Origin of the sequence: Microbacterium sp. SORGH_AS_0454, assembly GCF_031453395.1 — a bacterium.
Taxonomy (GTDB): domain Bacteria; phylum Actinomycetota; class Actinomycetes; order Actinomycetales; family Microbacteriaceae; genus Microbacterium.
The window spans coordinates 619,613-641,180 of sequence record NZ_JAVIYS010000001.1; the positions used below are offsets into that span (position 1 = coordinate 619,613).

Sequence of the window (21,568 nt, forward strand, 5' to 3'; positions counted from 1 at the left end):
TTCCAGTCGAGTCGTGAGTGTGCTCGTTCATTGATCGGTGGCCACCGAGGCCCGTCAGATGTCGGTGGTGCGTCCTAGCCTGGGGTTTTCTCGGCCGGGGGAGGGATCCGGCGACTGTGAGCGAGTGGCACCCCATAATGGCGGCCGTCCAAGGCCCCACCGGGACGTGGCGTATGATCGACGCGCAAGGCCGCGAATACGGGGTAATCGAGATCCGTCGCGTGATGAACGGCGAACAAGTCGCCTACCGGGCGAACTTTCGAGTTGAAGTCATCGGATCGGCGCACACCCTCCGTCTTGCCTGTCACAAGATCCACGTCGCCTACCTCGCAACGATGGGCAACCCCGGGCCGCCGGCCGCTGACTGGGGCGAAAGGCGCCTAGACCAGTAAGGCAGTGAACTGCCACACTAGTTCTGCCGGCGAAAAGAGATCCAAGGGACCTCTTCCCTTAAGGGGGATAGCCGGCACATTTCTTTTACGGGCCCTTGCCCCACGGTAGGAATCTAGATTCCAGGCTGGGTTTCACGCAATCGGTAAACCATTGCCCGCCCTTGCCAACGAGTTCTCTGTGCGTGCTCCACAGGCCGCAGTCGGACTTGGGGCTATGCCGAGCAACTCGACATGGGGGCAGTCTTTGGAGCGATAGCTCACGCGACAAACTTTACCTAGGTCAACTAATCGGGATGTGAATTTCTTGCTCTTTTAGGAATAGGAAATCACGCGACGTCCCCCGAAAGGGGGACAGACTTTCTGGCGCCCACCGTGCAGTGTTGAAAGTGCTCAAAACACGAAAGGAATTCACCGTGGGGGAAAAGAAAAATCTGACGTCTATTCGCGTCGCGACCGTGGGAGTCGCCGCAATGGCGATGGTCGCCAGCATGGGAATGGCGTCACCGGCGACGGCTGTAGACAATGCCTCAGCGAACGAGGCCGTCGAAGCAGTTGCCAACGCCAACCCGGAGGTGTTCGAGACCGCAAGCCGTTCTACGGCGGACGCGGTAGCGACAAGCGACACTGGCAAGGTCACCATTAGCACCGAGAATGGCGACGCGGTCATCGACGTCACGCTGCCGGAGGCATCGGCCCGAGCGTCGGTCGTCAACGGTGTGGCGGTTCTCGACCAGAGTGACAACAGCGCCATCGTTCCGGTCCCGCAGGACAATGGGTCCGTTGCAATTCACTCGGTTCTGAACGATTCGTCGGCACCGGACTCCTACGCTTACACATTTGACCTCAACCCCGGCGACGAACTCGTCTCGGCGGGCGAGGGCGGTGGGTTCGGGATTTTCACGGCAGACGGCGGAATTCGCGTCCTCGGCGCCGCGCCGTGGGCGAAGGATGCCAACGGGGTTGAGGTGCCCACCAGGTACGAGCTCGTCGGCAACCAGGTGGTTCAGCACGTCGACCACCACGCCGCGGAGTACGCCTACCCGATCGTTGCAGACCCCTACATGGGCAACGCACTCGTCCAGGGCCACCGATGGGAGACTTCCACGCGAATTCTCGTCACGCCGACCACCTACGCACGCGGCTGGGCCGGCAACTTCCACTGGGTCACGGTCGGTGAGGCGGGATTCAGTGAGCTCGTGTCGAAGCAGATCGGCTCGCAGGTCGGGCGGCTGAACAATGCCGCCAAGGGCCAGTACATCTGCCACGTCGGCTATGCACCGTTCAAGGACACGTGGAACCTCGAGACCAACAAGGCTGACAGAGCACTGCAGAACTGGGTCGTCAGCGGCTGCAACTGACAGACTAACGCCATGTCTGACACCATCGTTCGAGAGAAACTCACCCGGCTGCAGATGGCCGCAGTTTTGAGCGGAGTGATTTTCGCGGTTGCTTTTATCGGCGCTGCGGTGAGTTACTACATCGGTTTCTCCGAGGCAGAAGAGACGCTGGCCTTGCCGCACCCCCCGGGTGTCTTCGAGATAGTTATGCTTGCAACCGCTATCGCATCGGCAGTTTTCGGGATTGTGGCAATTCGGCGTTACCGGAAGCTCGCAAACGAACACAAATAGGCAACGCCGCGGAGCCCCCTTCCGTCGTTAGACAGGAGGGGGCTCCATCGCTTCGGGCATCGCAAATTAAGTCGCAACGCCCCCAATCGAGCATCGGGCTGTGCGCGGGCCGTCGTCGCCACCTGCGCCCATCCCTGGCAAAGCAGCCAAGGCCGTAACCGGCTCAAGGGCCGCAAAGTCTTGCCTCAGCGTGAAGGTGATCGACGGGTGCGAATTACCGGATATCGTAAATCAATTGTAGAGGAAAATAAGGTCGCAGGAATGCTTACGCCAGATAATGATGCCGGTCAAAAGCCGCCGCCTGGCTTTACCCGTAGATCCGCCTTGATCGCAATAGGCGCTGTAGCCGGGATGGGCGTCGTCGGATTCGAGGTCGCCACGCCTGCCTCCGCCGAGATTATGTGGGGGCACCCGTTCACGTTTTACTCGTCACGCTCGCGTGGTTTCACCGGCCAGTGGCCGCAAGGACATGCCGGAATCGACTACACACCCGGAGCCAGCACACCAATCCATGCGGTCGCTGACGGGTACATCTACTACAGCGTGCCTGATCACCCGAACTACGGGCACGCCATCTTTATGGACCACGGCGGCGGCTACACGAGCCGCTACGCACACATGGAGGCCGGAACGCGGGTCCAAGGCGCACAGTGGGTCGCTCGAGGCACCTACCTCGGCAAGGTCGGCAACACGGGCCACTCCTTCGGTGCGCACCTGCACGTGGAAGTGCTCCAGGGCGATACTGCACTTAACCCCGACCCCCTCATCGATAGAAATCGCACGGCACCGCTCGCGGGATCCGCGGGATCAACACCACCCATCGCACCCGGACAAACACAGCAGGAGGACGACATGCCCAAGATCATCTATCGTCAGGACACCGGAGGCACGTACATGATCGGTGAGGGAGGTGTCTCGAGGCTGGTGAACGCACGCGCCAACGAGATGCTGAACTACATCGGCATCCCTGGAAGCCAGTGGGTCAACCAGCTCGGCAAGAACGACTTCCGTCAGGTCGTGGAGGCTTTCGGATTCGACTACGGACAGGTCGCCGCCCTCGCTCCCGGACAACGTGTGCGTGCAGACGGTGCAGTCGTGAACGCCGGTGGGGCTGGCTGGCCGCCCTCGTGGGCCTAGCAGCCGCGTAAGCAGCAACGCCCCCTCGCCAGCCTTAGGGCGGGCAGGGGGCGTTGTCGTTTTTCAGATGCCGGCGCGGCGCCGCTACCGACATCCCCGATGCAAGCTGATCCACCTGGGTAAGGGGCGAAGACCCGTGAGCGAGCGCCAATCCGGGGTTTATGCGGGATGACGGACCCCTTAAAAGCAGAAGCCCCGGTGAAAACCGGGGCTGATCTGGAAAATCTGTAGCGGGAGCGGGGCTTGAACCCGCGACCTCACGATTATGAGTCGTGCGCTCTCACCAACTGAGCTACCCCGCCGCACGGCATCCTGGATTCAGATGAGGATGCCTTGAGCCCCGAGTCAGGATTGAACTGACGACCCCTTCCTTACCATGGAAGTGCTCTGCCACTGAGCTATCGGGGCGTACCCGGATCGCTCCGGGCAACTAGAAGAGAATATCAGACCTCGACACTCTCTTACGAATCGAGCCTCAGCCGCCGGCGTGCTGACGCAGCCACGCGATCGGGTCGATGGGGGTCGTGCCGTTCTGGAGGATCTCGACGTGCGTGTGCGCGCCGAACGATCGACCCGTGTTGCCGGTGCGTCCGAGGAACTGGCCGACGTGCACCTTCTCGCCCGGGGTGACCTGGAGCGAGCCGTACTGCATGTGGCCGTAGCGGCTCGAGACGAGCTGTCCGTCGATCACGTGGTCGATCAGCACGGTCACACCGAAGGCGCCACCCTGCTCGGTCGCGATGCGGACGGTGCCGTCGGCGATCGCCTGCACGGGCGCACCCTCGCCGGGCACGAAGTCGGCACCCTCGTGGAAGCCGCCGTCGCGCATGCCGAAGCCGTACGAGATCGAGACGCCGACCGCGAAGGGCCATTGGATGGGCGACGTCGGGTTGTTGACGTAGAAGTTGGTGGGGTACTTGATGCCCGAGTCGACGGCCATCTTGGAGTACGTGGTGGCGCTGTAGCCGTCGGCGCGGTCGACGACCGCTGCCTGCGACTGGGCCGGGGCGACGTACGCCTGGATCGCCCCGTCGGACGAGGCGACGTCTCCGCCGACCGCGAGACGCGTGGTCGCGGTGTCGGCGACCGGAGCGGTGATGCTGTCGGTTCCGCTCGCCGAGGCGATGGCGCTGACGGGCATGGTCATGCCGACCGTGAGAAGACCGACGACGCCCATGACACCGACCGAGAACGAGGTCGCGGCGATGCGGCGGACGTTGCGGCGGGTGCGGGGAGCGGCCGCGGCGGGCAGCCCCTCCGACACCGGCTCGGGAGCGGGGGCGACGGGAGCCGCCTGCTGCGTGGGCGTCTCGCCGGTGAAGGAGAACAGGCGCGCGGCGGTGGCGAATTCATCGGCCACGGTGTCGTCAGCGGGGAACGCGGCGGCGGCGACGGGCTGCTCGATAGCAGCCTGTTCGAGCGGCTTCGACGCGCGCGCCGCGGCCGGCTCGGCGGCAGCGACGACCGGCTCGGCCACAGCCTCGTCGGCGGTCGAGTCGAGGATGACCGACGCCTGGGGGCGACGGCGCGACCGACGGCTCACGGGAAGCGTGATGGGCGAGGTCGGGAGGGTCACCGGGGTGGTGGCGACGGCGCCGTCCGCGCTCTGCAGGATGACGGCGACGTCGTCGGCACGACGCTGCTCGTCGACGACGGTGACGTCGAGGGCGTCGGAGGCCGCGGCATCCGGAGTCTGCTCGGCGGGAGCCGCGGCGGCGGCGCGAGGCGGCAGCGTGGGCTCGATGGTCGCGGCGATGACGGTGCCGACGACGGCAGCGGCGACGCTCTCGATCAGCTCGGACTGAGAGGCGGCGTCGGCGTCGACCGGGGCGGGGTCGGCGCCCTGCGGCTCGGCGGCGGGGGCCTCGAGCGTGGCGACGGGGGTCTCGCTCGCGGAGCGACGGCGCATCTCGGCTCGGGTCAGCCGGGGGGTCGTCTCGGGAGCGGGCGTGGGGAGGGGGCGACGAGACCGTCGGGTGACGGCGGGCTCAGTCTCAGAGGCTTCTGACGGCAACGCGGAAGGGCTCTCGTGTCGTGTCGCGAACGCGACGGCTTCGGGCTGTAGGGGCTTGGCCATCTCCGCAGGTTCGGGTTGCGAAAGATAACGAACTGGTAAACACCCTACCTCGGCTGGTCTGGGAATGCCATGGGCGCGACCTCTGTCACCGCTCGTAGTCGAGGAGCGGCTCGAGACGGCGGTAGAACTCCGGCCCCGCGGCGATCACCATGCCGTTGCCGGGACGACCTCCGGGGGCTCCCCCGACGACTCCACCCGCTTCGGCGACCAGCAGCGCGCCGGCGGCGTGATCCCACGGCTGCGTGCCGCGCTCGTAATACGCGTCGACGCGACCGGCGGCCACCGAGGCCAGATCGAGAGACGCCGCGCCGATACGGCGCACGTCACGGGCGATCGGCATGACACGCGACAGCTGCTCCAGGGCCGGACCGTGGGTCTCGGGGTTGTACCCGAAACCGGTGGCGACGAGTCCCCCGGCGGGGCCCACCTCGGCGACCGACAGGCGCTGGTCACCGAGCCAGGCACCTCCACCGCGCGAGGCACGGAAGAGCTCGCCCGTCACGGGGTTGAAGACCGCCCCGGCGAGCGCGGTCCACGACGCGGTCTCAGCGGTGCCCTCGACAGCGGCGATGCTCACGGCCCAGGCCGGGATTCCGTAGGCGTAGTTGACGGTGCCGTCGATCGGGTCGACAACCCACGTGATGCCGCTCGTTCCCTCTTCGGCCCCGGATTCCTCGCCGAAGAAGCCGTCGTCCGGACGCTCTCGCGCGAGCTCCGCGCGAATGAAGGCCTCGACCTCGCGGTCGGCGGCGGTGACGATGTCGGCGGCGGCCGATTTGGTCGCGGCGACCGTCACGCCCTCGCGACGGCGACGGTGGGCGAGTTCACCGGCCTCCCGAGCGATACGCGTGGCGATCTCGAGCAGGTCGGCTGCGGAAGTCATGGCATCCAGGCTACGTGCGCCACCCCTTTCGGCGAATTCGCCGCTGTCGTTAGCGTGGGCTCATGACCGCTTCGGATTCTCGCCGGTACGACGTCGTCATCGTGGGGGGCGGGCACAACGCCCTCGTCGCCGCGGCCTATCTCGCCCGGGCAGGGCGCAGCGTGGTGGTGATCGAGAGATCGGATGCCGTGGGCGGCGCCGCCGTGTCGGAGCGCCCGTGGGCGGGTGTCGATGCGCGCCTGTCGCGCTACTCCTACCTCGTCAGCCTGCTGCCGCAGAAGATCATCGACGACCTGGGTCTGCGCGTCGACCTGCGCCGCCGCCGCTACTCCTCCTACACACCCGACCCGGCCGATCCCACGCGCGGGATCCTTGTCGATACGCGGGATGCCGAGGCGACGGCCGCCTCGTTCGCGCGCACCCTCGGCGACGCGGAGGAGGCCGAGCGCTTCGCGGCGTTCGGCGAGCGCCTCGCCCCGGTGGCCCGGGCGGTCTTCCCGACGATGACCGAGCCGCTGCCCACGGCGGACGAACTGCGCGAACGCGTGGGCGACGACGAGCTTTGGGACGCCCTCACCACCCGCCCGCTCGGCGACCTGCTGCGCTCCTCGCTGCGCAGCGATCTCGCGCGGGGCATCGCGTTGACGGACGGCCTGATCGGCACCTTCGCCTCGTCCGACGACCCCTCCCTCGCGCAGAACCGCTGCTTCCTCTACCACGTGATCGGCGGCGGGACGGGAGATTGGGACGTCCCCGTGGGTGGCATGGGCGCGGTCACGGCCGAACTCGAACGCGCCGCTCGCGAAGCGGGGGCCGAGATCGTCACCGGCGTCGAGGTCATCTCGATCTCGCCCGACGGCGACGTGCACACCATGACCGACCGCTCCGACGTCTTCCACGGCGACCTCGTGCTCAGCGGGGTCGGCCGCGCCGTCCTCGACCGCCTGCTGACTGCGGGCGGCGCCGCCACGACGGGGGCGGAGGAGCCGGAGGGTGCGCAGGTCAAGGTCAACATGCTGCTCTCGCGGCTACCGCGACTGCGAGACGAATCGGTGACCCCCGAGGCCGCCTTCTCGGGCACCTTCCACGTCAACGAGACCATGACCCAGTTGGATGCCGCTCACGTGGCGGCATCCGGAGGGCTCATCCCGGAGCCTCTCCCGGTCGAGATCTACTGCCACTCGCTCACCGACCCGTCCATCCTCGGTGAGGAGCTGCGCGCGTCGGGCGCGCAGACGCTCACGATGTTCGGTCTGCAGGTGCCGCACCGGCTCATCGCCGACACCGACCCGGTCGCCGCGGGAGCACGACTGCTGGCCGCCGCCCAGGCCTCGCTGGAGTCGGTGCTCGCCGAGCCGCTGCGCGACTGCATCCTGCGGGCGCCCGACGGCCGGCTCTGCATCGAGGCACGCACGACCAGCGACCTCGAAGCCACGCTCAACATGGCCGGCGGCGACATCTTCCACGGCGCCCTGTCGTGGCCGTGGCTCGACGCGCCCGCCGACTCCCCCGCCGCGCGCTGGGGAGTGTCGACACCGCACGCGCGGGTCTTGCTGTGCGGTTCGAGCGCTCAGCGCGGTGGAGCGGTGAGCGGCATCGGCGGTCAGAACGCGGCGATGGCGGCGCTGGAGATCCTCGGTCGGTGAGGGCTGGGGCCGGGGCCTCGCCCCGTCCTGCGGAGGTTCTGCGCGACACACCGCTCAGGCCCTCACCGTGCCCGGAGTGTCACCGCCGAACTCCGCACGACGGTCCGCCATGGGCGCCGAGCGTCTCGACGATCTGGACGACGGCATCCATCAATGCCGATGTCGACGGCCCGGCGTAGCCGAACACGACCGGCCGCCGGGCGGGTCGACAGGTGTCCCTCCCCCGCGAGGATCTCGTACGCGGCGACCACCGTCCCGCGGCGTCGGGAACGGTGTAGCCGCCACCCGGATCCTCGACGTGCCTGTCGTGCGTGCCGTCCTGCGGACTCTGACCCCGACACGCCGGCCCACACCACCCCGACCCGGCGGGTCGCCACCGGTCTCCGCCGGACGGTACGCCCGCGGCACCGTCCCGGGCCCACCGAAGAGGCGGGGCCGCCCCGAAGGAACGGCCCCGCCTCCGGGGGGGGATCAGCCGACCAGCGGTGGCACCTCGTACCGGCGCGGCGTCCCGAAGCGGTGCGCGGTGATCGACACGGCCTGCTCGCGCAGGAACGGCAACAGCTCGACGTGCCCGGCGCGGGTGACGTCGCCTGCGTAGAGGGCGACAGAGGGCGAGCCGTTCGTCGCCTCGGCCACCGCCACGGGCGATCCGCCGAGCAGGCGGATGCGGCCACCCGTCCGGGCCAGCCGCGCAGCGCGGCGACCCCACTCGGCGGCGTCCTCGACCGCGGCGCGGACGCCGACGCCCTCGAGCCAGGCACGGACCGCGGGCGACAGCTCGCGAGCCGTGCTGACCGTCACGGCCGACCCGGCGCGGACACCCGCGGCGACCACGCGCACGAGCGCAGCCTCCGAGGCGTCCTCGACGCGCACGGTCACCGGAACCGCGGCGTAGCGGAGCACGTTCTGCTCCGACTCCAGGCCGGTCACGTCACGGGCGAGCGAGAACTCCCCGGCCCACGCGGCGGCATCGCTCGAGAGGGCGGATGCCACCCACTCACGGTCCGCGGCGGGCACGGCCGCCAACGCCGGGGCGGCGAGGGCGTCGGGCGTGCGGGGCGACGAGGTCTCGGCATCCGCCCACGTTCCGAAGCCGAACAGGTAGTGCGGTCCGCCGGCCTTGGTGCCCGCGCCGACGGCGGACTTCTTCCAGCCGCCGAAGGGCTGACGCTGCACGATGGCGCCGGTGGTACCGCGGTTGACGTAGACGTTGCCGGCCTCGATGCGCGCGAGCCAGGTGTCGATCTCGGACGAATCCAGCGCGTGCAGGCCCGAGGTGAGGCCGTACTCGATCGCGTTGACGATCTCGATCGCGTCGTCGAGGGTCTCGGCGGTCATGATGCCGAGCACGGGACCGAAGTACTCGGTGCGGTGGAACTCGCTGCCGGGCTGCACGCCCTCGCGGATGCCGGGCCGCCACAGCATCCCCTCGTCGTCGAGGCGCTTCGGCTCGACCACCCAGCGCTGGCCGGGCTCGAGCGACGTCAACGCGCGCAGCAGCTTTCCCTGAGCGGGCTCGATGAGGGGTCCGACGCGCGAGGCCTCGTCCCACGGCATGCCGACCTCGAGCGAGGTGACGGCATCGACCAGTTGGTCGTGGAAGCGCCGCGAGCGTGCCACCGACCCGACGAGCACGACGAGGGATGCCGCGGAGCACTTCTGGCCCGCGTGGCCGAAGGCCGACATCGCGACGTCTTTCGCGGCGAGGTCGAGGTCGGCACTCGGCGTGACGATCACGGCGTTCTTGCCGCTCGTCTCGGCGAGCAGCGGCAGGTCGGGGCGGAACGAGCGGAAGAGCTCCGCCGTCTCGTAGGCGCCGGTGAGCACGACCCGCTCGACGGCGGGATGCGTGAGCAGCTGACGACCGAGATCGTTCTCGGACACCTGCACGAGCTTGAGCACCTCACGGGGAACCCCCGCCTCCCACAGCGCCTCGACCATGACGGCGCCGGAGCGCTCGGCGAGACCCGCGGGCTTGATGACCACGGCGGAACCGGCGGCGAGCGCGGCGAGGGTCGAGCCCGCGGGGATCGCGACGGGGAAGTTCCACGGCGGGGTGACCACGGTGACACCGACCGGGGTGAAGGTCGCGCCGTCGACGGCCTCGAGAGTGCGCGCCTGCTCGGCGTAGTAGTGGGCGAAGTCCATCGCCTCCGACACCTCGGGATCGCTCTGCTCGATGACCTTGCCGCACTCGGCACCCATGACCTCGAGCAGGTCGGCGCGACGCTTCTCGAGCGCGTCGCCCGCGCGGTGCAGGATCTCCGCGCGCTTCGCGGCTCCGAGCTCGCGCCAGCCCGCGGCAGCCGTCGCGGCATCCTGGATCAGCGCGTTCAGCGTGGCTTCGTCGGTGACCGTGTGGTCGGCGATGGTCCGCGCGCCGAGCGTCGAGTCCTCCATGCGCGCGACGATCGCCCGCGACCAGTCGCGGTTCGCCTCGATCGCCGGGTCGGAGTCGGGGGTGTTGCGGAAGCCGTGCGCGGGGGCGGGAGGGGCCTCGGCCGAGCGGTCCTGCACCCGGTTCGAGGCGGGAACGCCCTCGGGCATGTCGGCGAGGGATGCCAAGAAGCGGTCACGCTCGCGAGAGAACAGCGCCTCGTGGGTGTCGAGGTCGAACACCGCCGACATGAAGTTCTCGCTCGATGCGCCCTCTTCGAGGCGACGGATCAGGTACGCGATCGCGACGTCGAACTCCTGCGGGTGCACGACGGGGGTGTAGAGCAGGATCGAGCCGACCGTGCGCCGGACGACCGCCTGCTGCGCGGTCGCCATGCCGAGAAGCATCTCGACGTCGATGCCGCCGGTGACTCCGCGACGCTCGGCGAGGAGCCAGGCGAGGGCGACGTCGAACAGGTTGTGGCCGGCGACGCCGATCCGCACGTTGGTCGTGTGCTCGGGGCGCAGCGCATAGTCGAGGACGGCCTTGTACGAGGCGTCGGTCGCCTGCTTCGAGGGCCAGGTGGCGAGCGGCCAGTCGTGCACGTCGGCATCCACCCGCTCCATCGGCAGGTTCGCGCCCTTGACCACGCGCACCTTGATGGGGGCTCCCCCGGAGGCCACGCGCGCGGCGGTCCACTCCTGCAGGCGGATCATCGCGGCGAGCGCGTCGGGCAGATAGGCCTGCAGCACGATGCCGGCCTCGACGCCGTGGAACTCGGGCTCGGCCAGCAGCGTCTCGAAGACGGCGAGGGTGAGGTCGAGGTCTTTGAACTCCTCCATGTCGAGGTTGAGAAAGGTGCCGGTCTCTTTCGCCACACGGTAGAGGGGGCGCAGGGCCGCCACGGCATCGGCGACGGCGGCGTCGAAGGCCCAGGGCGTGTGCGGAGCGACGGTCGACGAGACCTTGATCGAGACGTAGTCGACGTCGTCGCGCGAGAGGAGCTTTCGGGTGCCGGCCAGGCGCCGCGCGGCCTCTTTCTTGCCGAGGATCGCCTCGCCGAGCAGATTCACATTGAGGCGGATGCCGTCTCCCCGACCGCGGATCGAGGAGATGGCCTCGCCGAGCTTGCGGTCGGTGGCGTCGACGATCAGGTGGCGCACCATCGAGCGCAGTGCCGTACGGGCGGCGGGCACGACGATCTGCGGCAGGATGGGCGCGGCGAACGCACCGAGGCGGATCGCGGCTTTGAGGTGCAGCGGCAGGAAGCCCGGGATGAGCGGGCTGAGCGCGGCGAGGTTGCGCGCGGCGACGCGCACGTCTTCGGGGCGCACGACGCCGTCGACGAAGCCGACGGTGAAGTCGAGGCCGTGCGGGTCGCGCAGAACCCCGGCCAGCCGCTCGGCTGCGGCGTCGACGGGCTCGTTCCGGCTCTCGGCGAGCCAGCGGCGCACGAGGGTGATCGCCTCGTCGGCGAGCTCTTGGGCAGAGACGAGTGCGGCGGGGGTGGTGCCGGACGTGGTGTCGGGGACATCGGTGAGCGACATGGCGATCCTTCCTCGGATGTTTTCAGCATGGGGCTGTCATCCGTTCGAGAAAAGCGATGATTCCTGACGCATACTGATCGATGAAGCCGAAGGGATGCCATGTTCGACCTGCGCCGTCTGCGCCTCTTGCACGAGCTGTCGGTCCGCGGCACCCTCGCGGCCGTCGCCGACGCCCTCTCGTACAGCCCGTCGACCATCTCGCAGCAGCTCGCCCTGCTCGAGAAAGAGGCCGGGGTGCCGCTGCTCGAACCGGACGGACGGCGCGTCCGTCTGACCGCCCAAGGGGCCGCTCTCGCGGCGCACGCCGCGCGCATGCTGGCCGCCGATGAAGCGGCCCGCGCCGAACTGGAACGCATGCGGCCGTCGCTGGCGCCCGTGCGGGTGGCCGTCATGCAGTCCGCCGCGCACGGCCTGCTCCCCCGAGCCCTCGACGCCCTGGCCGGGAGCGAGCCGAACCTGCGCATCGAGGTCGCGGAGCTCGCCCCCGAGGAGGGACTGTTCGAGGTGGCCGCGCGCGGCTTCGACCTCGCCGTGGCCGAGCAGTACCCGGGTCACACGCGCGAGCATCGCGAGGGGCTCGAGCGCAGCCTGCTGGGGCGGGATGCCATCCGTCTGGCCGTCTCGAGCGACGATCCGGCGCAGAGCCTGGAGGACCTGCGCGAGCGCGCCTGGGTCATGGAGCCGGTGGGCACCGCCGCCCGTCAATGGGCGACGCAGCAGTGCCGCGCCGCCGGGTTCGAGCCCGACGTGCGCTTCGAGATGGCCGACCTCACCGCGCACGCCCGACTCGTGGCATCCGGTCATGCCGTCGGCATGATCCCCGATCTCGTCTTCGCGGGCGAGACGCCTCCCGTGCGACTCGTGGGCCTGCCCGGCCAGCCGCGACGCGAGGTGTTCACGGCCGTCCGCCGCGGAACGGCCGACCGCCCCGGCGTACGCGCGGTGCGCGAAGCACTGCAGGTGGCGTACGACCGGGGCGGTCGATAGGGCGCCTCTCGCAGACGATCACTCCCGTCTGCGAGCGGACGCTTACTTGGTGAGCGCGATCTCGTTCGGCGTGTGGTCGAGGGTGACGCTCTTCACGACCGCGCCGGTGGTGAGATCGACCGCGTGCACGGCGTTCTTCGCGGGCTCGGTCACGTAGGCGATGTCACCCGAGACCTTGATCGCGGGGTGGGCGTCCTGCCACTCGACGGGCCCCTCCCACGCGTCGATCACGGGGAAGGCGTCGGTGAACGCCCCCTTCTCGAGGTCGAGCACGTGGATCGCACCGTCGGAGGCCAGGACGTATCCCAGATCCTGCGGACCGCGCGCCAGGTCGCGGAAGGTGTACTCGGCCCCTGCGGGCATGTCGATGACGGTCTGCGTCTTGGCGGCCGTGTCGACGACGGAGACGCGGTGCAGCAGGTATCCCTCGGCGTCGCGGTCGTCCTTGTAGTCGCCGAGCACGAGCGGGCTGGTCTCGCTCACGAACATGTTGCCCGAGCGTCCGTACGGCTGGTCGGGGGCCTCGATCTTGGTGATCTGACCCTCGTCGAGCACGAGAGCGCCGTTGTCGCACCCGAAGACGACGACCTCGTCCTTGGCGGTGCCTTCACCGTGCACGCCCGGGCAGGCCGCGTTCTCGGCGATGGTCGCACCCGAGGAATCCTTCACGACGATGCCCGTGCGACCGTTGGCGTTGCCCACGGTGGTCACGAACGAGCCGTCCTTGAGCACGATCGACACCCCGTGGTGCGCCTCGACGCCCGGAACCGTCTCGACCTCGGGAAGGGACTCGGTGGATGCCAGCAGCGCATCGGTGTCGAAGATCGTCGAGTCGCTCGTGCCGTCGGCGTAGAGCACCGTCTTCCCCCCGTGCGTCACCACGTGACCGGGCTTGGACGCCGGGAAGACGAGGTCGGTGAGCTCGGGCTCGGCGGCCGAGGTCCCGGCATCCAGAACCTGGAAACCCTCGCTCATGGTCACCATGATGTGCTGGCCGTCGCCGGCGGAGTTCAGGCGGGTGAACTCTTCCGACGAGAAGTCGCCGACGGTCTCGAGGGTCTGACCGTCGAGCACCAGGATGCCGCCGAGATACGACAACGCCACACGCGTGGCCGCCTCGGCTGCGGCGGTCGAATCCGGGGACGCGGACCCGGGGGCGGTGCCGCCGGCGCAGGCCGACAGGGTGACGGTGGCGCCGATCGCGAGGGCGACCAGGCCCGCGCGGGGCAGGGAGAAGCTGCGCATGGGTGTCTCTTTCTTCGGTGGGCGGGTCTCGTCAGGGCGAGAGCCCGGTGGCGATGCGCTCCGTGTTGACGCGCATCATGGTCAGGTAGTCGGGGGCGTCGCCCGAGGCGTCGGTGAGCGACTCGGTGAACAGCTCGGTCACCTCGACGTGGCGGTCGGCCTCCTCGGCGAGTGCGCGCACGAGCCGGTCAGGAGACGAGGACTCGGCGAAGATGGTCGGCACCTTCGCTTCATCGATCGCCGCGACGAGGTCGGCGAGATCGCTCGTGCTCGGGGCGGCGAGGGTGGTCCCGCCGGGGATGACGGCCCCGATCAGGCGGAAGTCGAAGCGATCGGCGAGGTAGCCGAACACGTGGTGGTTGGTGACGAGGGCACGACGCTCGGCCGGGATCGCGGAGAAAGCCGCGGTCATCTCTGCGTCCAGCGTCTCGAGCTGCGCGCGGTAGCCGGCGGAGCGCTCGGTGACGGCGGCCCCGCCGAGGCTCTCGAGCGCGGGAGTGAGCCGGTCCACCACGGCGATCATCTGCGCGGGGTCGGTCCAGAAGTGCGGGTCGTCGACCCCGTCTGCGTCGGCGGAGGTGTACGGCAGCACATGGACGGCGTCGCCCGCGACGATGGTGCGCACCCCGTCGGCGGACGCGGCGTCGAGGTGCTGTTGCAGCCCCTCCTCGAGACCGAGTCCGTTGGCGACCAGCAGGTCGGCGGAACGCATGCGCGCGGCCTCGGCGGCGGAGATCTCGAACGAATGCGGGTCGGCGCCCGGGCGCATGAGGGTCAGGACCTCGACGTCGTCGCCCGCCAGCTTCGACACGACGTCGCCGAGGATGTTCGTGGTCACCACGACCAGAGGTCGGTCGGATGCCGCGGAGCCAGCGCATCCGGTGAGGCACAGGAGAGCAGCCGCGGCGAGGGCGGCGAGGGTGCGGCGCATCTCAGCGTCCCGTCTCTGCGAAGAAGAGCGGCGTGCGCTCGGGGGCGAACTCGCGTGCCACTCGCGCGTCGTCGGCGAAGTCGAGCTCCCACATGCGGTTCTCGGCCGGCCCGTTGAGGTATGCACGCTGCTGGTCGGCGATCAGGGTCACGGGCAGCCCCGCGGCGAGGCTCTCCGAGACCAGAGGGGCGGATGCCGCGCGCACCGCGCCGGTGTCACCGTCGAGCACGAGCACCCGACCGCCCGCGGTCAGGGCGAGGACGTTCGCGTTCTTGTCGTCGACCGCCGTGACCTGCACGAGCGGCTCGGGGGCGGGAAGCAGCGTCCACGCGCGCTCACGGGTGTCAAGGATCCAGATTCCGGCGTCGCCCGCGAGAGCGGCGACGCTCGGTCGACCCTCCCGGTTGTGGAAGCCCGTGGCGCGGGGCGCGGTGGTCCCGGGCGGATACGGAACGACCTCGGCGACCGGCTGCTCGCCGTCGACGCTCACGAGCACGGCGCCGTCCCGGCAACCGATCACCGCTCCGACGCGTGTCGTGATGGTGCCCGCGGGTTCGGCGCACGGGGTCGTCACCCCGATCGCGGTTCCGTCTGCCGCGTGCAGCGACACCTCGCCCGCGGAGGCGATCGCCGCGAACGACCCGGCGGGGACGACGAGACCTGCGCCCGGCTCCGTGGTCACGCGGAACTTCTCGGCCACTTCGCCCTTCGACAGCGCCTCGGTGTCGAGCAGGACCGCCTCGCCGGAGTCGGGGAAGAACACCCCCGTGCCGCCCGTCGTCGACGAGTTGGAGGTCGCCACCGTGGCCACGCCCTCGCCCGCGACCTCGCCGATCACCCGTGCGGGTGCCCGGTAGTAGTGGAAGTGGTCGACGTGATCCCACGTCCACACCCCGCTGTCGACGATCGAGACGCCGCCGGCAGCGGCGGAGAAGAGGTAGCGACCGTCGGAATGCACCGCCGCGGGCGCGCGGACGGTTCCGAGGTCGGCCGTCGACTCGTCGAGGAGGTCGAGGTGCGAGACCCGACCGTCGGCGTCGATCGAGGTGAGCCCGAGCGCGGGCTCGGCCAGCTCTGCGGCGCCGTCGATCTGGCCGTGAGCGTCACTCTCGGCAGTCGCTGTCGGGGCGGACGACGCGGACGGCGCGGCACAGCCCGCCAGGGCCAGGAGCAGGAGCGCGCCGAGGGGCGCGAGAGGTCGAGTGGGATGAAGCATGGGGTCTTTTCCGGTGGAGCGGGAAGGGAAGTCAGGCGGGTACGGCGATCGTCGCGGGAAAGCGACGACGGGCCTGGTCCGTGGCGAGTCGCAGCAGCCACGAGACGCCGGCGGCGGCGATCGCGGTGGCGGCGATCGTCGCTCCGGCGGCCGTCGCGGCGTGCCACGAAACGAGGAGCCCGACCGCGACGGCGGTCGCGCCGATACCGGCCGCGAGCACCATGGTCGAGGGGATGCGCTCGGTCCACTGCCTCGCCGCCACGGCGGGAGCGACGAGCAGCCCCACCACCAGCAGCGAGCCGACGGCCTGGTACGAAGCCACCACGGCGAGGGTCACCAGACCCACCAGTACCGTCTGCGCCAGACGCGGGCCGAGTCCGAGCACCCGCGCGACGCGCTCGTCGATCGCGAGGGCGACGAGCGAGCGGTGCGTCAGGGTCGCGGCAGCGATCCCGACGACGACAGCGATGGCCAGGACGACGAGATCGGCGCTCGTGATGGCGAGGATGTCGCCGAACAGGATGGCCGTGGCATCGGTCGCGAAGCTTCCCGCGTGCGAGATCACGATCACGCCGAGTGCGAGCATGCCGACGAACAACAGGCCGATGCTCGTGTCGTACGAGAGCTTCGCGCGCCGCTGCACCGCACCGATGCCGAGGCTCATCACCACGGCACTGGCGGCCGCCCCGATGAGCACGGGCACGCCGAGCACGGTGGCCAGGGCCACACCGGGGAGCATGCCGTGCGCGAGTGCTTCGCCGAGGAACGCCATGCCCCGGACGATCACCCAGGTGCCGGCCACCGCGCAGAGCACCGCGACGAGCACGCCGCCCAGGAGGGCACGCTGCACGAACTCGAGCGAGAAGGGATCGGTGAGCCAGGACACGATGTTCGACCGTAGCGTCAAGTGAGAACGGTTATCAAACTCGTATGATGGAGATATGACGACTCCCGCCCTGCGTGCCCGCGGTCTGCGCGTCGAGTTCCCCGGGACGGTCGCCCTCGACGACGTCGACCTCGACCTCCCCCGCGCGGCCCTCACCGTGATCGTCGGCCCCAACGGTGCGGGCAAGTCGACGCTTCTCGAAGTTCTCGCGGGCGCCCGCGTACCGGCATCCGGGTCTATCGAGCTCGGCGATCAGTCACGCGCCTTCGTCCCCCAGCGAGCAGCCGTGGGAGAACACCTCCCCCTCACCGTTCGCGATGTCGTGACCGTGGGGGCCTGGGGTCGCATCGGCCCCCTCCGCCGCCTGACGCGCGAGGATCGGGAAGTGGTCGACCTCTCGATGCGGCGACTCGACATCGCGCACCTGGGTCGGCATCCGTTCTCATCCCTGTCCGGAGGACAGCGTCAGCGCGCCCTGTTGGCGCAAGGCCTCGCCCGACAGGCCGAGATCCTGCTGCTCGACGAGCCGACCACCGGGCTCGACTCGGCGAGCGCGGAGCTCAACCGCACGGCGATCGAGGAAGAGATCCGCCGCGGCGCGACGGCGGTGTGCGTCAGCCACGACGAACGGCTGATCGCGGAGGCGGACCAGGTGATCCACCTCGAGGCCGGTCGCCTCAGACCCGTGTACGAACCCGCTCCGTGATGCGGCGGAGCAGAGCCGCGGCAGCCTCGGCGGCCTCGCGCGGTTCCGACAGAACGGCCGCCTCGACCTCGCTCGAGAACCGGCGGAGACCGTTCCACGGCTCGACCTCGAGGTCGATCTCGAGATAGATGTGGTTGACGCGCCGATCGTCGGCGTCGAGCTCACGGCGCAGCAGACCTCGGCCGATGAGCCGGTCGACGAGGGTGGTCACCCCGGCAGGAGTCACCCCCAGCCGAGAGCGCAGGTGGGAGGGGCGGATGCCGGGCTCGTCGCAGATGCAGCAGAGAGCCGCAGCCTCCAGCTCGCTCACACCGAGGTCGGCGCGTGCCTGCGCGGCCATCTCGTCACGCGCTTCGACGTACTCGTCGAGCGCCATGGTCAACGCGGAGGACTGAGTCATTCCACCACCTCCTCCTTCATGGCCCGGCCGGCCACAACTCCACCATAGTGAACATCCTGAATATTTTGCAGAATTAATTAAGTTTGTGAAATACGTGCTACCTTAATGATCAGCCCGTCGACCCCGAGCGAAGGAGATCGCCATGGCCACGTTGTTCTACGGATCCGACAAGGACCCCATCGTTCTGCCCGATCGCCTGATGGGTTACATCAAGGTGATCACCTCGACCAAGCTCCGCCGCGGTGAATCGTTCACCCTGACGTGGACCGGCACCCCCGAAGAAGCCGGCCGCTCCACGATCTGGCTCCAGCCCTCTATTCCCCTGCGGTTCGTCTTCGATGCCGTCGAGCCCGAGCAGCTCGTGGGCGAATACCTCCGGTCCCTCGCCGACCAGGCGAACGCCGCCTCGGGTCTCGTGATCGACACCCACACGTGGGAGGCCGCCGAGCAGGCGACCCACGCACCTGTCCGCGCGGCACGTCCCGCCGGTCGCCCCGTCCGCGCCGCCTGATACCACCTCGAGGCCCGTCGGTCGACTTCTCTCATCACCCCGCATAATGTGGGGGGCGCACCACATTCGTGCGCATGAATCGGAGAGGCCCATGCCGGTACGAACTTTGCTCGACAAGTCCCTCCTCGAGGCGTGGCTGACCGAGTTCCGCGCGCTCGGCTATCTCACCGGCAGCGATATCCGCGTCCTCGATCAAGAGGACGAGACCGACCCGGACTCCGGACTCATCGTCGTCGACCTCACCGAGGCGAAGACCATCACGTACTTGCAACCCATCACCGGCGGGGACGGCAGTTGGAAGGCGACCATGGAGGCGCGCGACGCCACCATCGAGCTCGGCGCCGTCGCCCTGGTCAACCTCGGCAACGAGGTGAACGTGCTCGGCGCGCTCGTGAGCTTCCTCGAGGCGAAATCGAAAGCGCTCCTCGCAGCAGGCTGAGCCCGCAACGCTGGGGAACGAGAAAAGGGCACCCGATCCGGGTGCCCTTTTCTGATGGTGTGGCGAGTGAGGGATTCGAACCCCCGAATGCAATGCAGTCTGATTTACAGTCAGATCCCTTTGGCCGCTTGGGTAACTCGCCAGGTGCGCACCCGTCCGGCTTTCTCAGTCGACCGGAGGCGCGATAGACCACTCTACTATCCCGCGAGGGATGCTCGAAACCATCCCGCTCACTCGGGCGTGCGCAGCAGGGCGCCCTCGTGCCGGCAGGTCGCGGCGGCGACGTCCATGGCGCGCGAGAGCACGGCATCCCACTCCCGAGCATCCGCGGGCAGTCGATCGCGCACCAGGGCGGCGGTGGTGGCGAGCACCGCGTCTCCCCCGCCCATCGTGTCGACGATGCGCCCGGGAAGATCCGCGATCGGACGCGACACCGAGGTGCCGGCCGCATCGATCGCCGCTCCACCCGCGCCATAGGTGGCGAGCACCGCGCCGACGCCCAGGTCGACCAGTCGTGCGCGCAGGTCGTCGAGGGGTCCGCCGTACAGCAGTTGCGCGTCGTCCTCGCCGACCTTCACGAGAAGGGCTCCGGATGCCGCCCGCTCGAAGCCGCGGACGAACTCGGCGCGGTCCCGCAACATGCCGCTGCGCGGATTGGGGTCGATCGCGAGGGGCGTCGAGAGCGACGCCGTCGCCTCCACCAGCAGGGAGGTCTGCTCGGGGTCGTCGAAGGGGAAGCAGCTCACGACGACCATCGGGGCGGCCGCGATCGCGGCGCGCTCGGCCTCTCCGTACGCCACACGTCGGTTCTGTGCCGCCTCGTTGAAGACGTACTCGGGCTCGCCACCCGGCGAGCGCGTGCTCACGGCGCGCGAAGACCCGTGCTCCGCGGGGCTCGCGAGCAGCTCGACGTCGTGCTCATGCAGGAAGGCGCGGATCTGGTCCCCCGCCGCATCGTCGCCGACCATGGCGATGAGCGAAGCCGGTACCCCCAGCCGCGACAGCCCCACCGCCACGTTGAGTCCCGCTCCGCCGACGAACTCGCGCACGCCAGTCTCGTCGCGGATCTCATCGATCAACGCGTCGCCGATGACGACGACCCGCCCGGTCACCGCGAGACCTCGGCGGTGTCGAGCACGCGGCTGACGAAGTCCTCGGTGCGGCGCTTGGTGCCGTCGATCTTTCGGTCGACGCTCGCGCGGATCTCGCTCGGCGCCAGGGGGGCGGCCAGGCGCACGGTCTCGTGGCACGACATGTCGGCGCAGATGTAGGTGCCGACGGTGTCGCCGTGCTCACCCGCTTCACCGGCCTTGCGCGCCGTGAACAGCGACACCTGGTCACCGGGCTGCATCGTGTGGCAGAGGTTGCACATCGCCGAGCGCGCCCGGGACTGGCCCTCGGCCGCGCGCAGCACGATCGCGGCGGGTTCTCCGTCGGTTTCGGTGAGGACGTAGCCCCGCCCGCGCGTGCGCGGATCGCGCCAGGCCAGGAAGTCGAGGTGATCCCAGTCCGTCAGCACGAAGTCGAGCGGAAGCGCCACGACTCGCAACTCTTCGGCGGTGGCGTTGACGAACGCCTCCCGCACCTCTTGTTCCGTGAGTGCTCGCATGGCATCCGAGTCTACGAGCGCCTCTACCCGCATGGGGCGGACGATGTCGAGGGGGTGTCGACGCGGGGGCCGCGAATAGAATCGATCCATGGCTGATTCTTCGTTCGACATCGTCTCCAAGATCGACCGGCAGGAAGCCGACAACGCGCTCAACCAGGCGCATAAAGAGGTGGAGCAGCGGTACGACTTCAAGGGCACCGATGCCTCCATCGCCTGGAGCGGCGAGTCGATCGTCATCAAGGCGAACTCCGAGGAGCGCGCCAACGCCGTGCTCGACGTCTTCCAGACCAAGCTCATCAAGCGCGGCATCTCGCTCAAGAGCCTCGAGACCGGCGAGCCCGTGCAAAGCGGCAAGGAGTACCGCATCACCTCCACGCTCAAGGAGGGCATCTCGCAAGAGAACGCGAAGAAGGTCAACAAGATCATCCGCGACGAGGGCCCCAAGGGCGTCAAGTCGCAGATCCAGGGCGATGAGCTGCGCGTGCAGTCGAAGTCGCGCGATGACCTGCAGGAAGTCCAGCGCCTCCTGAAGGCCGCCGATCTCGACGTCGACCTGCAGTTCACGAACTACCGGTAAGCCCCGAGTCGGAGCGAGGCCGTGGTCACGCGATGAGCGTTCCCGACGGGTACCCGCGTTGTCCGACCTGCGGCGACGTGTTGCGGTTCGAGGTCCTCGACGACGAGCGCTTTCTCGTGGCGTGGTCGTGCGTGACCTGCGGCCTCATCCGCACGACGGAACCGGTCTGAACGACGCGTTCCTCGATGAAGTAGCCGGAAGATCCGGCCGCCCCGAGTCGATCAGCCCTCGATGCCGTTGATCATCTGCGTGATCTCGCGCTCGGTCTCCCGACCGATGTTTCGCTCCTCCATGTGAGAAGGCATGTCGCTGTCGTCGTCGACGGAAGGGTTCTCGAACGGCTGCTTCTGATCCTTTTCCATACCTCGATG

22 protein-coding genes and 3 tRNA genes are annotated in these 21,568 nt (G+C 69.0%); 11 read left to right on the top strand and 14 right to left on the bottom strand.

The window, feature by feature from the left end:
- The first annotated feature begins 173 nt into the window (after positions 1-173).
- From QE454_RS02865 to QE454_RS02880, 4 genes are all read left to right on the top strand, one after another.
- Entirely contained in the window at positions 174-392 is a 219-nt protein-coding gene (locus tag QE454_RS02865; RefSeq protein ID WP_307458314.1) for a hypothetical protein, read from the top strand.
- Positions 393-805: 413 nt separating this feature from the next.
- On the top strand, positions 806-1,750 hold the full coding sequence (locus QE454_RS02870; protein WP_307458311.1) for a DUF2599 domain-containing protein: 945 nt from the start codon (positions 806-808) through the stop codon (positions 1,748-1,750).
- 12 nt (positions 1,751-1,762) lie between these two features.
- Entirely contained in the window at positions 1,763-2,020 is a 258-nt protein-coding gene (locus QE454_RS02875; protein ID WP_210073205.1) for a hypothetical protein, read from the top strand.
- Positions 2,021-2,419: 399 nt separating this feature from the next.
- The gene (locus QE454_RS02880; RefSeq protein WP_309668783.1) at positions 2,420-3,157 is read left to right on the top strand and encodes a M23 family metallopeptidase; all 738 of its coding nucleotides are present in this window, start codon (positions 2,420-2,422) and stop codon (positions 3,155-3,157) included.
- Positions 3,158-3,385: 228 nt separating this feature from the next.
- On the opposite strand, the gene QE454_RS02885 is transcribed toward QE454_RS02880, so the two are convergent.
- The 4 genes from QE454_RS02885 to QE454_RS02900 all read right to left on the bottom strand — a co-directional run bounded on the left by QE454_RS02885 (position 3,386) and on the right by QE454_RS02900 (position 6,117).
- Positions 3,386-3,459 (bottom strand) — tRNA-Met (locus tag QE454_RS02885).
- A 34-nt stretch (positions 3,460-3,493) separates the two neighbouring features.
- Positions 3,494-3,565, bottom strand: a tRNA-Thr gene (locus tag QE454_RS02890).
- 67 nt (positions 3,566-3,632) lie between these two features.
- Positions 3,633-5,066, bottom strand: coding sequence for a M23 family metallopeptidase (locus QE454_RS02895; RefSeq protein ID WP_307458305.1), 1,434 nt, complete (start codon positions 5,064-5,066; stop codon positions 3,633-3,635).
- A gap of 253 nt (positions 5,067-5,319) precedes the next feature.
- A complete protein-coding gene (locus tag QE454_RS02900) occupies positions 5,320-6,117 on the bottom strand; it encodes an inositol monophosphatase family protein (RefSeq protein ID WP_210073201.1) in 798 nt (265 codons plus the stop codon).
- 62 nt (positions 6,118-6,179) lie between these two features.
- Here QE454_RS02900 and QE454_RS02905 point away from each other — a divergent pair, with 62 nt between their 5' ends.
- Positions 6,180-7,763, top strand: coding sequence for an NAD(P)/FAD-dependent oxidoreductase (locus QE454_RS02905; RefSeq protein ID WP_307458302.1), 1,584 nt, complete (start codon positions 6,180-6,182; stop codon positions 7,761-7,763).
- Between the two features lie 471 nt (positions 7,764-8,234).
- On the opposite strand, the gene QE454_RS02910 is transcribed toward QE454_RS02905, so the two are convergent.
- Complete coding sequence (locus QE454_RS02910) at positions 8,235-11,690, bottom strand: bifunctional proline dehydrogenase/L-glutamate gamma-semialdehyde dehydrogenase (RefSeq protein WP_307458299.1); 3,456 nt, start codon at positions 11,688-11,690, stop codon at positions 8,235-8,237.
- A 99-nt stretch (positions 11,691-11,789) separates the two neighbouring features.
- Between QE454_RS02910 and QE454_RS02915 the strand changes: the two genes are divergently transcribed.
- The gene (locus QE454_RS02915) at positions 11,790-12,677 is read left to right on the top strand and encodes a LysR family transcriptional regulator (RefSeq protein ID WP_210073196.1); all 888 of its coding nucleotides are present in this window, start codon (positions 11,790-11,792) and stop codon (positions 12,675-12,677) included.
- Positions 12,678-12,719: 42 nt separating this feature from the next.
- On the opposite strand, the gene aztD is transcribed toward QE454_RS02915, so the two are convergent.
- The 4 genes from aztD to aztB are packed head-to-tail and all read right to left on the bottom strand — an operon-like array spanning position 12,720 to position 16,955.
- Entirely contained in the window at positions 12,720-13,922 is a 1,203-nt protein-coding gene (gene aztD, locus QE454_RS02920) for a zinc metallochaperone AztD (protein WP_307458296.1), read from the bottom strand.
- A gap of 31 nt (positions 13,923-13,953) precedes the next feature.
- The gene (gene aztC, locus QE454_RS02925; RefSeq protein ID WP_307458294.1) at positions 13,954-14,853 is read right to left on the bottom strand and encodes a zinc ABC transporter substrate-binding protein AztC; all 900 of its coding nucleotides are present in this window, start codon (positions 14,851-14,853) and stop codon (positions 13,954-13,956) included.
- A 1-nt stretch (position 14,854) separates the two neighbouring features.
- Entirely contained in the window at positions 14,855-16,069 is a 1,215-nt protein-coding gene (locus QE454_RS02930) for an ABC transporter (protein ID WP_307458291.1), read from the bottom strand.
- 31 nt (positions 16,070-16,100) lie between these two features.
- Positions 16,101-16,955: a zinc ABC transporter permease AztB gene (gene aztB / locus QE454_RS02935; protein WP_210073189.1), complete on the bottom strand. Its 855-nt coding sequence runs from the start codon at positions 16,953-16,955 to the stop codon at positions 16,101-16,103.
- A 55-nt stretch (positions 16,956-17,010) separates the two neighbouring features.
- On the opposite strand from aztB, the gene aztA reads away from it, so the two are divergent.
- The gene (gene aztA / locus QE454_RS02940; RefSeq protein WP_307458287.1) at positions 17,011-17,661 is read left to right on the top strand and encodes a zinc ABC transporter ATP-binding protein AztA; all 651 of its coding nucleotides are present in this window, start codon (positions 17,011-17,013) and stop codon (positions 17,659-17,661) included.
- Here the strand turns inward: aztA and QE454_RS02945 are convergent.
- Entirely contained in the window at positions 17,633-18,061 is a 429-nt protein-coding gene (locus tag QE454_RS02945) for a MarR family winged helix-turn-helix transcriptional regulator (protein WP_267788001.1), read from the bottom strand. The genes aztA and QE454_RS02945 overlap by 29 nt on opposite strands.
- Positions 18,062-18,203: 142 nt before the next feature.
- Between QE454_RS02945 and QE454_RS02950 the strand changes: the two genes are divergently transcribed.
- The gene (locus QE454_RS02950) at positions 18,204-18,572 is read left to right on the top strand and encodes a hypothetical protein (protein WP_210073184.1); all 369 of its coding nucleotides are present in this window, start codon (positions 18,204-18,206) and stop codon (positions 18,570-18,572) included.
- A gap of 91 nt (positions 18,573-18,663) precedes the next feature.
- Positions 18,664-19,011, top strand: a complete 348-nt coding sequence (locus QE454_RS02955; RefSeq protein ID WP_210073182.1) for a hypothetical protein — start codon at positions 18,664-18,666, stop codon at positions 19,009-19,011.
- Between the two features lie 60 nt (positions 19,012-19,071).
- Here the strand turns inward: QE454_RS02955 and QE454_RS02960 are convergent.
- The 3 genes from QE454_RS02960 to QE454_RS02970 all read right to left on the bottom strand — a co-directional run bounded on the left by QE454_RS02960 (position 19,072) and on the right by QE454_RS02970 (position 20,620).
- A tRNA-Tyr gene (locus QE454_RS02960) sits at positions 19,072-19,153 on the bottom strand.
- Positions 19,154-19,241: 88 nt separating this feature from the next.
- Positions 19,242-20,123, bottom strand: a complete 882-nt coding sequence (locus tag QE454_RS02965; RefSeq protein ID WP_307458283.1) for a PfkB family carbohydrate kinase — start codon at positions 20,121-20,123, stop codon at positions 19,242-19,244.
- Entirely contained in the window at positions 20,120-20,620 is a 501-nt protein-coding gene (locus QE454_RS02970; RefSeq protein WP_210073178.1) for an FBP domain-containing protein, read from the bottom strand. Before QE454_RS02970 ends, QE454_RS02965 begins: the two co-directional genes overlap by 4 nt.
- A gap of 88 nt (positions 20,621-20,708) precedes the next feature.
- Between QE454_RS02970 and QE454_RS02975 the strand changes: the two genes are divergently transcribed.
- Complete coding sequence (locus QE454_RS02975; RefSeq protein WP_210073176.1) at positions 20,709-21,197, top strand: YajQ family cyclic di-GMP-binding protein; 489 nt, start codon at positions 20,709-20,711, stop codon at positions 21,195-21,197.
- 32 nt (positions 21,198-21,229) lie between these two features.
- Positions 21,230-21,367: a hypothetical protein gene (locus QE454_RS02980; RefSeq protein WP_210073174.1), complete on the top strand. Its 138-nt coding sequence runs from the start codon at positions 21,230-21,232 to the stop codon at positions 21,365-21,367.
- A 51-nt stretch (positions 21,368-21,418) separates the two neighbouring features.
- Here QE454_RS02980 and QE454_RS02985 read toward each other — a convergent pair whose 3' ends face one another.
- Positions 21,419-21,559, bottom strand: a complete 141-nt coding sequence (locus tag QE454_RS02985) for a hypothetical protein (protein ID WP_210073172.1) — start codon at positions 21,557-21,559, stop codon at positions 21,419-21,421.
- Between the last annotated feature and the right edge of the window lie 9 nt (positions 21,560-21,568).

Excerpts from the sequence above, each read along its gene's own strand:
- QE454_RS02865 (WP_307458314.1), top strand. The coding sequence starts at position 174 with ATGATCGACGCGCAAGGCCGCGAATACGGGGTAATCGAGATCCGTCGC.
- QE454_RS02875 (WP_210073205.1), top strand. The coding sequence starts at position 1,763 with ATGTCTGACACCATCGTTCGAGAGAAACTCACCCGGCTGCAGATGGCC.
- QE454_RS02880 (WP_309668783.1), top strand. The coding sequence starts at position 2,420 with ATGTGGGGGCACCCGTTCACGTTTTACTCGTCACGCTCGCGTGGTTTC.
- QE454_RS02895 (WP_307458305.1), bottom strand. The coding sequence starts at position 5,066 with ATGCGCCGTCGCTCCGCGAGCGAGACCCCCGTCGCCACGCTCGAGGCC.
- QE454_RS02900 (WP_210073201.1), bottom strand. The coding sequence starts at position 6,117 with ATGACTTCCGCAGCCGACCTGCTCGAGATCGCCACGCGTATCGCTCGG.
- QE454_RS02905 (WP_307458302.1), top strand. The coding sequence starts at position 6,180 with ATGACCGCTTCGGATTCTCGCCGGTACGACGTCGTCATCGTGGGGGGC.
- QE454_RS02910 (WP_307458299.1), bottom strand. The coding sequence starts at position 11,690 with ATGTCGCTCACCGATGTCCCCGACACCACGTCCGGCACCACCCCCGCC.
- QE454_RS02915 (WP_210073196.1), top strand. The coding sequence starts at position 11,790 with ATGTTCGACCTGCGCCGTCTGCGCCTCTTGCACGAGCTGTCGGTCCGC.
- aztD (WP_307458296.1), bottom strand. The coding sequence starts at position 13,922 with ATGCGCAGCTTCTCCCTGCCCCGCGCGGGCCTGGTCGCCCTCGCGATC.
- aztC (WP_307458294.1), bottom strand. The coding sequence starts at position 14,853 with ATGCGCCGCACCCTCGCCGCCCTCGCCGCGGCTGCTCTCCTGTGCCTC.
- QE454_RS02930 (WP_307458291.1), bottom strand. The coding sequence starts at position 16,069 with ATGCTTCATCCCACTCGACCTCTCGCGCCCCTCGGCGCGCTCCTGCTC.
- aztA (WP_307458287.1), top strand. The coding sequence starts at position 17,011 with ATGACGACTCCCGCCCTGCGTGCCCGCGGTCTGCGCGTCGAGTTCCCC.
- QE454_RS02945 (WP_267788001.1), bottom strand. The coding sequence starts at position 18,061 with ATGACTCAGTCCTCCGCGTTGACCATGGCGCTCGACGAGTACGTCGAA.
- QE454_RS02950 (WP_210073184.1), top strand. The coding sequence starts at position 18,204 with ATGGCCACGTTGTTCTACGGATCCGACAAGGACCCCATCGTTCTGCCC.
- QE454_RS02955 (WP_210073182.1), top strand. The coding sequence starts at position 18,664 with ATGCCGGTACGAACTTTGCTCGACAAGTCCCTCCTCGAGGCGTGGCTG.
- QE454_RS02970 (WP_210073178.1), bottom strand. The coding sequence starts at position 20,620 with ATGCGAGCACTCACGGAACAAGAGGTGCGGGAGGCGTTCGTCAACGCC.
- QE454_RS02975 (WP_210073176.1), top strand. The coding sequence starts at position 20,709 with ATGGCTGATTCTTCGTTCGACATCGTCTCCAAGATCGACCGGCAGGAA.
- QE454_RS02980 (WP_210073174.1), top strand. The coding sequence starts at position 21,230 with ATGAGCGTTCCCGACGGGTACCCGCGTTGTCCGACCTGCGGCGACGTG.
- QE454_RS02985 (WP_210073172.1), bottom strand. The coding sequence starts at position 21,559 with ATGGAAAAGGATCAGAAGCAGCCGTTCGAGAACCCTTCCGTCGACGAC.